This window comes from Mesobacillus zeae, from assembly GCF_003570705.1.
Lineage (GTDB): Bacteria > Bacillota > Bacilli > Bacillales > Cytobacillaceae > Mesobacillus_C > Mesobacillus_C zeae.
In genome coordinates, this window is the sequence record NZ_QWVT01000011.1 from 124229 (window position 1) to 137759 (window position 13531).

11 protein-coding genes and 3 pseudogenes are annotated in these 13531 nt (G+C 39.1%); 9 read left to right on the forward strand and 5 right to left on the reverse strand.

The window, feature by feature from the left end; genetic code table 11:
- Positions 1-195: 195 nt before the first annotated feature.
- Together bshB2 and D1970_RS06080 are read right to left on the reverse strand one after the other, a co-directional pair.
- Positions 196-861 (reverse strand): bacillithiol biosynthesis deacetylase BshB2, encoded by a 666-nt coding sequence (gene bshB2, locus D1970_RS06075; RefSeq protein ID WP_119111999.1) that lies wholly within the window; start codon positions 859-861, stop codon positions 196-198.
- Positions 862-897: 36 nt separating this feature from the next.
- A complete protein-coding gene (locus D1970_RS06080; RefSeq protein WP_119112000.1) occupies positions 898-1245 on the reverse strand; it encodes a YojF family protein in 348 nt (115 codons plus the stop codon).
- Between the two features lie 276 nt (positions 1246-1521).
- Here D1970_RS06080 and D1970_RS06085 point away from each other — a divergent pair, with 276 nt between their 5' ends.
- From D1970_RS06085 to D1970_RS06105, 5 genes and pseudogenes are all read left to right on the forward strand, one after another.
- The gene (locus tag D1970_RS06085; protein WP_119112001.1) at positions 1522-1884 is read left to right on the forward strand and encodes a DUF2512 family protein; all 363 of its coding nucleotides are present in this window, start codon (positions 1522-1524) and stop codon (positions 1882-1884) included.
- A 343-nt stretch (positions 1885-2227) separates the two neighbouring features.
- Positions 2228-2771, forward strand: a pseudogene (locus D1970_RS06090) (DUF819 family protein).
- Positions 2772-3496: 725 nt separating this feature from the next.
- A complete protein-coding gene (locus D1970_RS06095) occupies positions 3497-3862 on the forward strand; it encodes a DUF2089 domain-containing protein (RefSeq protein ID WP_018393054.1) in 366 nt (121 codons plus the stop codon).
- A 13-nt stretch (positions 3863-3875) separates the two neighbouring features.
- Positions 3876-4265, forward strand: a complete 390-nt coding sequence (locus D1970_RS06100) for an SHOCT-like domain-containing protein (RefSeq protein ID WP_119112002.1) — start codon at positions 3876-3878, stop codon at positions 4263-4265.
- Between the two features lie 10 nt (positions 4266-4275).
- Positions 4276-4557, forward strand: a complete 282-nt coding sequence (locus D1970_RS06105) for a hypothetical protein (RefSeq protein WP_018393056.1) — start codon at positions 4276-4278, stop codon at positions 4555-4557.
- 345 nt (positions 4558-4902) lie between these two features.
- On the opposite strand, the gene D1970_RS06110 is transcribed toward D1970_RS06105, so the two are convergent.
- Together D1970_RS06110 and D1970_RS06115 are read right to left on the reverse strand one after the other, a co-directional pair.
- Positions 4903-6381: an Lsa family ABC-F type ribosomal protection protein gene (locus D1970_RS06110; protein WP_119112003.1), complete on the reverse strand. Its 1479-nt coding sequence runs from the start codon at positions 6379-6381 to the stop codon at positions 4903-4905.
- 498 nt (positions 6382-6879) lie between these two features.
- Positions 6880-7833 (reverse strand): annotated as a pseudogene (locus D1970_RS06115) (Cfr family 23S rRNA (adenine(2503)-C(8))-methyltransferase); the annotation flags it as partial.
- On the opposite strand from D1970_RS06115, the pseudogene D1970_RS06120 reads away from it, so the two are divergent.
- From D1970_RS06120 to D1970_RS06130, 3 genes and pseudogenes are all read left to right on the forward strand, one after another.
- Positions 7830-8012 (forward strand): annotated as a pseudogene (locus tag D1970_RS06120) (DUF819 family protein); the annotation flags it as partial. The pseudogenes D1970_RS06115 and D1970_RS06120 sit on opposite strands and share 4 nt — an antisense overlap.
- A 787-nt stretch (positions 8013-8799) precedes the next feature.
- Positions 8800-10197, forward strand: coding sequence for a glycosyltransferase family 2 protein (locus D1970_RS06125; RefSeq protein WP_119112004.1), 1398 nt, complete (start codon positions 8800-8802; stop codon positions 10195-10197).
- Positions 10198-10224: 27 nt separating this feature from the next.
- Complete coding sequence (locus D1970_RS06130; RefSeq protein WP_119112005.1) at positions 10225-11124, forward strand: polysaccharide deacetylase family protein; 900 nt, start codon at positions 10225-10227, stop codon at positions 11122-11124.
- 209 nt (positions 11125-11333) lie between these two features.
- On the opposite strand, the gene D1970_RS06135 is transcribed toward D1970_RS06130, so the two are convergent.
- Positions 11334-11936 carry a hypothetical protein gene (locus tag D1970_RS06135; RefSeq protein ID WP_119112006.1) on the reverse strand — a complete coding sequence of 201 codons (603 nt, stop codon included), beginning with the start codon at positions 11934-11936 and terminating at the stop codon, positions 11334-11336.
- A 320-nt stretch (positions 11937-12256) separates the two neighbouring features.
- Here D1970_RS06135 and kynU point away from each other — a divergent pair, with 320 nt between their 5' ends.
- On the forward strand, positions 12257-13528 hold the full coding sequence (gene kynU, locus D1970_RS06140) for a kynureninase (RefSeq protein WP_119112007.1): 1272 nt from the start codon (positions 12257-12259) through the stop codon (positions 13526-13528).
- The last annotated feature ends 3 nt before the right edge of the window (positions 13529-13531 follow it).

Genomic DNA, 13531 nt, shown 5'->3' on the forward strand with positions numbered 1-13531 from the left:
AATCACCTCATCTTCAATATGCCCAGTATATATCTATATCGTATACCTAATAATCTGTTTTGCGAACCAGTAGCCGTGTCTATTTTTTGGAAAAACATTGTTGCGGATGCTTTTACATATTAAACAAAAAAAGCGTGCCTGACCCCCAGTGCGGTAACGCGTTATAGCACTGGGGGTCAGGCACTGTTTAGTGCTTTAAAACTTGTAGGTCCAAAAACGTTCGATGTTTAGCCAGGCTAATGTTTGCGGGTCTTTTTCCTTTAGCTTCACGGCCATTTCGGCGACCATCAGCTCGGTTTGCGAGCGGTGTGCCCTGATGGCATCCAATTTTGTATCAGCCACGGCACTGATGTCATGGACGATGTCTGGTTGGCCAAGCTCCTCGATTGTGTTATTCGAGAAAGCGATACATTCCAGCTTTGGCCGCTTTGCTTCTGGAAGCATACCAACCGCTCTTACCACCGCTTCACCTGTTGCTTCATGATCCGGGTGAACTGAGTATCCCGGGTAGAAACTAATGATGAGTGAGGGGTTCAGCTCATCGATCATTTCACTGATTTGTTTTGTTAATTTATCAGGGTCTTCAAATTCAACTGTTTTGTCCCTATAGCCAAGCATGCGTAAATCCGAAATGCCTATTACCCTTACTGCTTCCTTAAGTTCGTGGGTCCTGATGGCAGGGAGCGTCTCTCTTGTAGCGAAGGGAGGGTTCCCCATATTCCTGCCCATCTCACCAAGTGTCAGACAAGCGTACGTGACCGGTGTTCCCATATTTACATGCGAAGCAATTGTCCCGGATACCCCGAATGACTCATCATCCGGATGCGGGAATACCACTAAAACATGACGTTCTTTCTCCATTTGCTTCTGAACTCCTTTCAAATGAGCACTTCAGCGCTACTCAAATGGCGTCTCGCTGATTTCGAGTGCAACGGCGAGCTTGCCTTGGAAATCATGTCCTGCAAGCAGCAGCCGTTCCTTGCTGTCTATTTCAAAATGGGTAATGCCTTCTGCGTATACCCAGCCGAACGGAATTTTCAGCCCTGTGCGGAAAGGGCCGTTTCCAGTGATTTTGGCACGCTCATATACAACCTTTGCGTTGCGGATATAGGCACCTGAAGAGAAAAAAGCTTCGTCTTTATGCGAAGCGTATGCTCCGTTAGTTGTCTCCAGATGAATATAAACCTCTTTATTCTGAAAGCGGTCAAGCGCTTCCTGGACAGTCTCAACAATGACTGGATCCATCGTTCAATTCCTCCTTCCAGCCTGGCGGTACTTATAATGAATTTCAAACATAGAATAAAACAAAAGATAGATTCATTTTACTAAAACCAGCCGCTAAAAGCGAAAGTAAGCTCTTGTGGTGCCTCTCTTCTTGTGGTGCCTGACCCCCGGTGCGTTACCACGGTAACGCACCGGGGGTCAGGCACGCTGGGGTGGTGGCACGCTGCAGTGCTGTGTTGCAGTACTGTGTTTACTTTTTCTTTTTGGTGGAAAGATATTGGCAAAGGAGGGAAACTTATGGAACATGTTAAAGCATTTGTGATTAAGGGTGTCATGTCCTTCATCATTCTGTACTTCGTTCTTGGACTCGGGTTTCATGCGGGTTTCGGCGACCTTCTTCTCATCACTCTGTTGCTCGGATTGCTTTCCTATATTGCCGGCGACTTGATGATCCTTCCGAAAACAAGCAACCTGACCGCGACCGCATCCGACTTCATTTTGTCATTTTTCATGATTTGGGGGCTTGGCCTGATCCTGTTTGACTATACTGATTCACTGATGGCAGGATCATTGTTTGCTGCATTTCTAATAGCAATGGGCGAATGGTTTTTTCATAGCTATATGGCAGACAAGGTGCTCCGCATCAACCGTAAAATCTAATCTGGCATATATGAGGCCTCACGATAAAAAAGAACCTTAGGCAGCGTCACAGACTGCGGCCTAAGGTTCTTTTTGCTTTTGAAAGCTGCGCCGAATCACTAAACTGAATATTTTGACTTCCGGATACCTAACGTTAATATGATAAATAGAAAAGGAATAAAAAGGAGGCGCATAATTGGAACATACACTCATTAAGGCTGACGATTACATCACATTATGGGGGATCATCGCAGTGTGGGCTTCGGCCAGCATTTATCTGGAACAGCGCTACAACTAGGCAGCCAAGGTATCCGGTGCAATTATTGCGCTTATAGGAGCTATTATCTTATCCAACACTGGAATCATCCCAACGGCATCCCCTGTTTATGACGCAGTTTGGACTTTTATTATCCCGCTCGCCATCCCGCTGCTGCTTTTTCATGTCCATCTGAAAAAAGTCTGGCGGGAAAGCGGCAGGCTGCTGATTCTTTTCCTTCTCAGCTCGATTGGTACAGTTACTGGTGTCATCATCAGTTTTTTCTTATTAAAAAATTATATTCCAGTCCTCGATAAGCTTGGCGCCATGCTGAGCGCGTCCTATACTGGCGGCGAAGTTTGAAACACCTGGGGAAATGGTATCCGCGGCCGTAGTGGCGGACAATTTAATGATGGCCCTTTATTTTATCGCCCTCATGATCATTCCGGCGATTTCCTTTTTCAGGCGCCATTTTAAAACCCCTCATGTCGAAAAAGTCGAAAGCGGCATTATGGCGGATGACGGAAAAACACTTGCGGAAAACTTTTGGAAAAGGAAAGACATCTCATTGAAAGACATTGCCTTATCCGTTGCACGGCTTTCCTCCTTGGAATGGTTTCTTTTAAAGGCGCTGCATTCCTGGATAGCCTGATTCCCTCAGGTGATGGAAACATCCTTCTTGATCAATTTGTTGATTGGGCTGTTGGGTGACAAGTACTTAATGCTCACGACCCTCACATTCCTGGCATTGGCGCTGTTCCCCAAATACTTTGAGGGAATTAACGGAAGCCAGGAAATCGGTACTTTTCTCATTTACTTGTAGCTATAAAATAAAGTTTGATCAAAAATGCCTCGTAAACTACATTTTACGATAAATAAAAAGAATTTATGTTTCGATTTTATAAAAAAGTTTGATCATTTTCTTCCTTTGTTACTCCACAATCGCGCCCTAATCTGGAATAACTAAAATATAGACTAAGTCCTCAAATCACTGCATAATCGGAGATTAATCAACCCGTAAGCTTAATAATTTTCAAGTTCTAAATCATTAAATAATACATCAATGCTAACGACTGCTGAATCATCATCAGTTGGAATATTAATATCAAATATCCATGGATTATTAATCAGCATCTCAAAGTCTAAGTAAGCGTGCTCATTATGTAACTGGGGATTTTCACCAAGAGGGATGTCTACAATTTCAACCGTTATGGTAAATATAATACTTGAATGAAAAATAAAAACGGATAATCAATAATATTAAATAATAAATCAACATTATTGATTTTTTTAAAATAAAAAATCAATTTTATTATTTATATTTTTGATTTCTTGTTATATAATATAATTGAATCAACTAAAAGGAAGGATTTCATTATGGCTTATAAAGTAATCACAAATTGTCCTGTCTGCAGTAAAACATTGAAAATTACAAAGTTGCAGTGCTCTCATTGTCACACTACGATTGAAAATGAGTTTGAATTATCTAAGCTGGCATCCTTATCAAAGGATCAGCTTCATTTTGTGGAAGTATTTTTAACATGCAGAGGGAATATCAAAGAAGTTGAAAAGGAACTGGGGATTTCGTATCCAACGGTTCGAGGCAAGCTGACAGACATCATTTCATCCCTTGGATATGTGCAGAAGAAGAAAAATGAAGTAGACGAGAAAAAAGTTGTCACCATGTTGGAAAATGGCGAAATCACACCAGAAGAAGCCATTAAGCTCTTAAAAGAGGAATAGGGAGGAATTTATCATGAAAGAGGAAATTACAAGAGTGTTAACAATGGTTCAAGAAGGGAAGATTGATGCAGATAAGGGATCAGAACTGATTCAAGTATTAAAAGAGAAAGAAGAAACAGGTAATAAGCTTTTTGAAAAACCGACTAAATATTTAGATAAAACATTAAAAATTCGTGTTGTATCAGCCGAAAATGATAACGTCACGGTCAATTTGCCTATAAAACTGGTCAAGGCAGTATTAATGGCTGGACAGAGCATCGCAGCGAGTATTCCTCAATCGGAAAAATACGTTAAAGATATAGACATAAGCCTTATTATTGAAGCAATCGAAAACGAATTAGATGGCCAAATTGTTGATATTAAATCGGCAAACGGGGATACCGTTTCGGTCATCATTGATTAGTGATTTACTTATGATGCATGTAAAAGTGAAAGCAAAAGACGTTCGGTTTACCATCCCAATTCCATATGCTATTTTAAACATTGTTATTTCAATTTTGTCTTCAAAATTTTTTCAGCAAAATGCAAACAAATGGACAAAAGAGCACTTCGAAAGAAAAAAACTGGACTTTACCTTTCCACTAATAGACAAAAAAACGCTAAAGCCTATCGTCAAGGAACTGAAAAATTATAAGGGGATCGTGCTAGTAGATGTCAAAGCTAAGGACGGTACTGAGGTTAAGGTTAGACTATAATTTATTATAGAATACACCAACCACTGACTGGTATTTTGAAGAAAAAGCCTAATTTTCCGCTACAATACCGAGAAAATTGTAAAAAGACAATAAAGTTATTTAATTTTAAAAGCTCAAACAAGCATAACCCCGTTCTAAATTTAGGACGGGGTTAAAATATAGTTGTTTATTCAACAATAGCGCCCTTTAACAGAAGACTCGACTTCAAGATAAACTTAAAAGACATTAATAACGTTCTTTCTCTATTGCTCCTGTTTTGCGGAATTCAAAGACCTTATTGAAGAAACGCACCCTATAGTTTAATAACCTGATTTACTAATTATATCTTCGATTCTTCAAATTTAACTACATAGATATAGTTTTTGTTGCAACTGTTTGTTGAAATGCCTGATCATGCTCAACAATAACCATTGTGGGATTAAACCTTTGAATAAGCTCTTCAATCTGCATGCGCGAATAAATATCAATAAAATTTAACGGTTCATCCCAAATATACAAATGAGCTTTTTCACATAAACTTTTGGCTATAAGCAGCTTTTTCTTTTGTCCACCAGAATAATGAGATATATCTTTCTCAAATTGAATTCGGTCAAAATCCATCTTACGTAGGATGGATTTAAATAACGTTTCATCAATCTCATGCATTTCAATAAAGTCCGATAACAGTCCCTTCAAATGAGAAGTATCTTGTTGGACATAGGAAATAATGAGGCCTGAACCTAAATTCATTGTGCCTGTATGCTGTATGGGATTTCCTAGAATTAGTTTTAGAATACTACTTTTTCCGCTTCCATTCTTTCCATCAAGTACAATTCGGTCACCATGTTCAACGTTAAAGCTAATTGGCTTATTCACTACTTGGTCATCGTACTTAACAGACACATCAGCCAAAACAATCAATTCATTTGACTGAAATTCCAATGGTTCTAATTTTAATGACTCGGTTTTTTCCACATTTTTGAGCAGTTTTGACTTTTCCTCAATAGCTTTTTGTTGCCTTGATTCAAGGTTCTTTGCTCTCTTCATCATCTTTGCCGCTTTATGTCCTACAAAACCCTTGTCCAACTTAGAACCCGAATTTGTTGTCCCGTTTTTGGAAGCTTCCACTTGACTAGACCAACCTGCTGCTCGCTTTGAAGACTGTTTTAATCTCCCCATGTCTTTTTGTAGACGCTGATTTGTTGCCTCTTCGTGTTCTTGTTGTCTATCAAAATTTAACTTCCAAGAAGAATAGTTACCACTTTGCACTTCAATATTTGCTCTATTTATAGATAAGATATGGTCAACGCATCCATCTAAAAAGATTCTGTCATGTGAAATTAAAATAAACCCTTTTTTCTTCCTTAGATAATCAGAGACCACCTTTCGAGCATCAGTGTCTAGATGATTGGTTGGCTCATCAATCAATAGAAATTGATCCTCATTCAAAAAAAGTGCAGCAAGCAACACCTTTGTTTGTTCTCCATTTGATAATGTTTTAAATGGTCGGTACATAACCTCAGCATCAACATTTAGATAGGACATTTCACGAAGAAATTCCCAATCTTCTGCTTGGGGACAAATTTCTTCTAAGATTTCATGCGTATACTTGTTTTTATCTGAAACTGGATAAGGGAAATAATTAAATTCTACCGAAGAAATGATATTCCCACTATACTCATAATTCCCTAATAATAAATTAAAGAATGTAGTTTTGCCTCGTCCATTCCTACCGATAAATCCAAGTTTCCAATCCGTATCTATTTGAAAGTTTACACCTTCAAAAATATTGTCAAAGCTACCTGGATAAGAAAAAGTTAAGTCTTGAACTTGTATCATTGACATGATAATTCCTCCTTTGTATATCAACACTTATTACTTTTTATACAAAGTCGGCACACCCATCTATTTTAAATTTCTCCGTATAAGTTTGATGGATATTAACGACTTATACGGAGTATTACATGCGTAACAATAGTGTCTGTACTCATTTTATCTCTCCTTACTCATTAGAATATAGGTGAAGATATGAAAAATATACTTCTTATCTGCGAGAGAATCAAAAAATCCTCCCCATTTTTAATTGGAAGGATTAGTCATACACTCATATTTAATAAGGCATAAACTGATTTATAAAAATGAATAGACTAATCCTATATTTTAAAGTACGAACTTATTCGTTTCAAATAAAATATAGATTAGTTAATCATAGTTCATCCATCAGCCCTTTCACATTTGTTCTATAATAGTAACAATTTTTTTTATGAAATACAATATTGCAATGTATTTCTTTAACCGCCATTAGGAGGCCTCCTACTTTGTAAACATTACGTTCCCCTCAAATTACTGCTTGTCGCTCTTTTGATAATTTGCATACAACTGACCACAAGCAGCATCTATATCAATTCCAAATTGACTTCTAATAGTCACATTGAGCCCTGATGATTTTAATTCTTTATAAAAATTAACAACACGACTTTCGTCCACTTCATCAAACCTTAAAGATGAACTAACGGTTGGGTTATATCTAATTAAATTTACATGATATAGACTCCCAGCTTTATATCGACTTTTTAAAAGACTTACTACTTCTTTAGCATGGTCAATTGAATCATTTACACCAGGTAACATAATATAAGCGATGTAAACTTTTCTGGAAGTTACTCGTATATGCTCATCTAATATATCCAACACATCTAATAATGGATATCGAATATTAATCGGCATCAACTTACTTCGTTGCTCATTAAAAGGAGAATGTAACGAAAACGTCAAGTTAACTTGCGGATAATTCTGAGTCATTTTTTTGATGCTTGGTATAATACCAATAGTTGAAATAGATAACCTACGAGGGCTTAAAGCAAACAGCGTAGGATCAGTGAGTACATCTAAGGCATCGAAAACTTGTACATTGGCTAATGCTTCTCCCATCCCCATAAAAGAAATACTATCAATTGAATGACCTTGTAAGTGAAAATGGAGAATTTGGTCAGTAATTTCATCCGAAGTCAAATTCCTTTTTAATCCAATGTCACCTGTTGCACAAAATTTACACCCAAAATTACATCCGCACTGAGAAGATATACAAAATGATTCCCACCCAGCTTTATATTTCATATTGACCGTTTCTACTTTTTCATTTCCAGAAATTTTAAATAAGACTTTAGTGACTTGCTCAGAATGTTGTTCCTTTAAAGGAACAACATCTAGAATAGACTCTCCAAATTCTTTAACTAAAATTTCTCTTAAAGATTTTGGAAGTACATTAATTTCATTGAATTTATCTATTCTTTCTTGAGGAAGTTTTGCTTGCGAGCAACGCAAATGTCGGCGGCCCAACCACGGCAGCGGCCATGGCCATTGCGAAAGGCTGGAAGGATTTAATCGGTCCGATTCTGGTCGTTGGGACACTCGGCTATATCATTGGAAATTATGTCGGAACAGCGCTGGGATTTTGGTTTGCCAATTTCATATAAAAGCAGCAATTATTTTCCGCAGTTTCGACTGCGGAGTTTTTTTTGCCGCCGTCCCTGACTGCTTATCTGTGAGTGCTGATAAGATCCATTTATCTCCAAATCATCTCGTTTTTGAAGATAAATGCCTAAAAAAATATAGCCTTTGTAGGGAACATGACACTTCTGTTTCCCATTAAATGGGGTGTACTACTAATGTGATTCTTCAATTAAGCAGAGAAGTATATAAGTGTTCAGGTATATTTACTTACATTTTCTTTGAAAAAAGAAAGAAATTACTAGGTATTTACACCCTGTTTTACTAGTTATTTAGAAATGATTATTAATGGGGGTTGTTTAGAAAAATGGTGAAAAATGTCTATATGTAAGAGAAAAAGTCGAAATTGATTGAATGAAAATAGAGTAAATATGACTACAATTATCCTTGTTTGTATAATTATGGGTTTTTCTTCCTCCTGTAAATGTGAACGAATTATGTCTTTTCACTTATTGTCTACAGTGATTATGAGTCATTATGATAGGGATAATGTGAAATTTTTGTCATATACCATTTTTAAATAAAGGCCATTCTACCCTCCCAGATACTTATTACTCTTCTCTGAAGATCATCATCAGAATAAGAGGGAGGATGCATTTTAAAGGGGATATAGCTGGCAGCAGTGTTTTGTCGGCCAGTAGCCTATTTGAAAAAGTGCCGCTTAAATTATAGGTTAGTTCGAAAGGGGAGCTGTTACAAAACAAGGGAATGCCATGATAGTAAAATATACCGTGCAGAGTGAGGGAGAAAAAAGTGGGGTTAACCATTACGGTTTGTATGTATGTTATCTTTTTTGTATTTCAGGCATTATACATATTTGTTCCGTTGTTCACTGTAAAAGGGAATCGCTACAGGCATAAAATGGCCTACGAACAAGGTATGACGATTCTCATACCGGCCTACAATGAAGAAGGAATCATCAGGAATTGTATCCAGGCGATCCTCCATGTTGATTATCAAAACTATGAGGCTTTTATTATCAACGACGGTTCATCAGATAAAACGATGGAATTATTAATGTCTTTATTGAACCTGGAGAAGATTAGCAAAAATAAAGCAGGCAAAATAACGCACAAGGAAATTAAACAAGTCTACCAGTCGAAGCGCTATCCGAAAATATATGTAATCGACAAGGAAAACGGGGGAAAAGCAGATTCGCTGAATGCTGGTATTGAGTATGCCAATTTTGAAAATATCATTACGCTGGATGCTGATAGTTCTTTGGAAGTAAGTTCTTTGCAGGTCATTAATACGGCTTTCCGTGATAAAAATGTGATTGCTGCCGGCGGTATGGTGCATATTGGTCAAGGCTTCCATGGAGATTATACGAATCCGGTGCCAAAGTTCAAAATTCCTAATTTGATTAAATTCCAATTTACGCAGTATCTTGCCAATTTTTATTTATATAAAATCACGCAGTCAAAGTTTAATGCACTTGCGATTATTTCAGGCGCATTTGGTATTTTTAAGAGAAGCGCCTTGTTTGAAGTGGAAGGGTACCGGATCACTGTCGGCGAGGATATGGATATTACCATGAGGATCCAGAGGCTGATCAAGACGAAGTATCCCGAAAAGAAAATACTGTTCATACCAGAGGCGGTATGTTTTACGGAAGGCCCTGAATCTCTTCGGGATCTCTTTAAGCAGCGCATTCGCTGGCAAAAAGCGTTTATTGACTGCATTATCATCTACGGGCGCTCGCTGTTCACGAAGTTTGGCATCAGCATGTCTCTGTTTTTGATTGTGGATTCGTTAATTTTGGGAACGCTTACCGCTTTTCCGACGCTGATTATCCCGTTTATTATTTTATTCTCAGGCCAAGGTGTCTATTTAGCCCTCATGTTATTCGGGTTTTCTTTCAGTCTGGGAGTCTATCAGAGTATCGTTGCTTTCGTTGTCACTCAGCGCTTCGGCTATAAATTTTCAAAGAGTGACAAGATCAGGATAGCGATGTTCATTCCCCTTGAAATTGTGACGTACCGATTTTTGGGTGTGCTCTTCAATACATTCGGTACGGTGGGCTACTTCATTAACAAACATAGCTGGAACAAAGTCCAGCGTGTCGGGAATTCCCATCAGAATTATGGAGAAGACCTGGAAACAGAAGGAAAAGTGGTTAACATTAACAAAAAGACATCAAAAGTCGGTTAGGGGTGAGGAGTCATTTTTAAGAAGCCGATGAACTTTATGTTTGTGACCGTTTTTGTTGCGCATTTTGCGTTTTTGTCTATTTTCTTTGTAAACAACTTTGAAAAGATTGCTTACGCCAAGGTCGATTTCAATTGGGATCATCCGATACAAGGGGAAAGAAAATCAGTCGTACGAAGTTTTAACAAAGCAAAGGCAACGGCAGATAAAGTGCCTGTATTGATGTACCATCGAATCCTTGATGAAAATCAACTTACCAAAGCGCATTATGATGAACGCGGGGAACTGTACGGGACCATTGTTACAACGAAGAGTTTTGAAGAACAAATGAAGCTATTGAATGAGGAAGGTTATACGGCCTTAACGATGAAGGAATTCGGTGCTTTCATGGAAGGCAAATTGGAGATTCCGAAAAAAAGTGTATTGATTACATTTGATGATGGCTTCAAAGATAATTACGTCAATGCCTATCCTGCGTTAAAAAAGAACGGCCTTCACGCAACTGTTTTTCTCATCACAGACAGAATCGACCGGGAACCAAGGGATTACGACCCGAAGGATGCACAATATTTGAGCCATGCCGATATTAAAGCCGGCTCGGATATATTCGAATATATGAGTCATACGGATAAAATGCACGAGAAGAATGAACAGGGCAAAGCCTTGCTCGTTGCAAAAGATAAAAAGGACATTCTTAAAGATCTTGAGAAAAGCATGTATATCGTTGGCGACAATTCAGCCTTCGCTTATCCTTTTGGAGAATACGATAAAGATACGCTCGAAACCTTGGAAAAGCTGGATGTAAAAATGGCATTCACCATAAAGGATGGAATGGCAAAAAGAGAAAGTGAAATGCTGGAGATTCCGAGACGAGGTATCTATCCTTCTACAACGCTGGATATCTTCAAAAATCTAATCACGTACGAATAGAAAAAGTGAAGGAATGCTCCTTCACTCAGGCTGTCGAGAAAGTCTCGGCAGCTTTTTTATAAATTCAACCTACAACATATAGTGGTTTAGGTAGTATCTTGATACTTGTATATTGTGGTCGAAGACAAATAAAACATCAAAAACCCCCTTTTTCAAAAGGTATTTAAAATAAGGGGATTTTTCTACAAGCTGAGGGAAGGAATGCTCCTTCACTTTTTCATTATTTGCTGCCAATCCTGCTTTCTCTGACTGGAGACAATGAGCTCATGCTCGAGCAGATGGTCGAGGAACACTGGGAAGAAATCAAGTGTCTCCTCCAAGTCGGGGTACAGCACGTCCGCTTTCTTCGCGACGTAAGTCATTTCCTCTATAAACGCTTTTGCGAGCAGCAGCTTGCTTTTGTGAAGCTCGTATTCTGCTTGATTTATATAATAATCACTGCTGTTTTTAGGATTGGAAGCGAAATGCGCAGACTTCTCCAAGGTAATCTCTTTCGTACGATAGTAATGCTCAAGAACTTTTGAAGAAAAAGCGGCTTCATTCTTTTCAACTTGAAGAAATATGTCATCAGCCAATTGTAGTGTATCCGTCATTTTGGTGGATTGCTTTGTCCGGTGATCCTTAATCAGGTAGAGCTGCTTTTGGTCGAATCCATAACTTTTTTTAATATGAGTCAGCCTGATGACAAGCGGGGAGTAAACGCTTGAAAAGGTATCTCTGAAATTTTTCTTCCTGCTGCAATGCTTGGAGAAAAGCAGGCCTATTGCGCTTAGAGAGGTTATCCCTAATCCAAGTGTTAATATTTTTAGCATGAGAAGCCTCCTTGCTGTCTTAAAAGACCCTGAATTTTAAGTGTATACCCTGTTTAACAAGACTTAAACGCATTTTATGATATTTTTATTTTATGCCTAAATCCGCATTGATAACGTTATTGTAACAATGGAATTGCTGCTATAACTGCCTGAATTTAGACGGCTTTATGTATATCGGCTAAAAGTGATGATTGTTTAGTGATTTTTATAAAATTTTTGCGGTCTGTCTCTCCTTTTTTAAAAGTGGCGCATCTGGACAGTATATCGAACAATCCGATATAATTTTTACAAATGAATAAATATTCTGAAAGGGGGATTCTATGGATTTTACAGAGAACTATGCGCATATGCTTGATGAGCAGGATGTTCTGGCATCCTATCGGAAAGAGTTTTATATAAAAAAAGACGGAATTTACCTCGATGGAAACTCGCTCGGACTCCTTTCGAAGCGGGCAGAACAGGCGTTGCTTGATTTATTGGAATCGTGGAAACTTTATGGGATAGACGGTTGGACAGAGGGGAAAAATCCATGGTTCTATCTTTCTGAAACATTAGGGAAAGAATTGGCGCCAATTGTTGGGGCGGCACCGGAGGAAGTCATCGTCACAGGCTCAACCACTACCAACCTCCATCAGCTTGTTTCTACTTTTTATAAGCCTATCGGCAAAAAAACGAAGATATTGGCGGATGAGCTCAATTTCCCGAGCGATATTTATGCGCTGCAAAGCCAGCTCATGCAAAAAGGCTATGATCCTGAAAAACATCTTGTCAGGGTGGCAAGCGGGGATGGGCAAACATTAAGAGAAGAAGATATTATCGCCGCCATGTCTGATGACATCGCTTTGATTGTGCTGCCTGCCGTCCTGTACCGGAGCGGGCAAATACTCGATATGGAATTGCTGGCAAAAGAGGCGCACAAACGCGGGATTACGATCGGGTTTGATCTGTGCCATTCCATTGGCGCAATTCCGCATGAGCTGAGCGCCTGGGATATTGATTTTGCTTTCTGGTGCAACTATAAGCATTTGAACGGAGGGCCTGGCGCGACAGGCGGATTATTCGTGAACAAGCGCCATTTTGGCATGAAGCCGGGCCTTGCAGGATGGTTCAGCTCGCGGAAGGATAAACAGTTCGATATGGAGCATGTACTGACACCGGCAGAGGATGCAGGTGCCTACCAAATCGGCACCCCGAATGTTTTGAGCATGGCGCCGCTCATCGGTTCGCTTTCAATGTTCAATGAAGCCGGGATGGGAAAAATCCGTGAAAAGTCGCTGAAGCTTACAGGCTATATGATCGACTTGATTGTCCATGAATTGGATGGCCATGGCTTAGTCCTTCGAAATCCGCTTGATGTCCAAAAGCGCGGCGGACACATTTATTTGGAGCATCCCGAAGCGGCGAGGATTTGTAAAGCCCTGAAGGCGGAAGGCATTATCCCTGATTTCCGCGCGCCAAACGGCATCCGTCTCGCGCCAGTTGCCCTGTACAACACTTTTGAAGAAGTGTGGAAGGCAGTCCAGGTGCTGAAAACGATCATGGTAGAAGAAAAATATAAGCAATACGAAAACAAACGGGGAGTCGTGGCATAGAAA

Excerpts from the sequence above, each read along its gene's own strand:
- bshB2 (WP_119111999.1), bottom strand. The coding sequence starts at position 861 with ATGGAGAAAGAACGTCATGTTTTAGTGGTATTCCCGCATCCGGATGAT.
- D1970_RS06080 (WP_119112000.1), bottom strand. The coding sequence starts at position 1,245 with ATGGATCCAGTCATTGTTGAGACTGTCCAGGAAGCGCTTGACCGCTTT.
- D1970_RS06085 (WP_119112001.1), top strand. The coding sequence starts at position 1,522 with ATGGAACATGTTAAAGCATTTGTGATTAAGGGTGTCATGTCCTTCATC.
- D1970_RS06095 (WP_018393054.1), top strand. The coding sequence starts at position 3,497 with ATGGCTTATAAAGTAATCACAAATTGTCCTGTCTGCAGTAAAACATTG.
- D1970_RS06100 (WP_119112002.1), top strand. The coding sequence starts at position 3,876 with ATGAAAGAGGAAATTACAAGAGTGTTAACAATGGTTCAAGAAGGGAAG.
- D1970_RS06105 (WP_018393056.1), top strand. The coding sequence starts at position 4,276 with ATGATGCATGTAAAAGTGAAAGCAAAAGACGTTCGGTTTACCATCCCA.
- D1970_RS06110 (WP_119112003.1), bottom strand. The coding sequence starts at position 6,381 with ATGTCAATGATACAAGTTCAAGACTTAACTTTTTCTTATCCAGGTAGC.
- D1970_RS06130 (WP_119112005.1), top strand. The coding sequence starts at position 10,225 with ATGAACTTTATGTTTGTGACCGTTTTTGTTGCGCATTTTGCGTTTTTG.
- D1970_RS06135 (WP_119112006.1), bottom strand. The coding sequence starts at position 11,936 with ATGCTAAAAATATTAACACTTGGATTAGGGATAACCTCTCTAAGCGCA.
- kynU (WP_119112007.1), top strand. The coding sequence starts at position 12,257 with ATGGATTTTACAGAGAACTATGCGCATATGCTTGATGAGCAGGATGTT.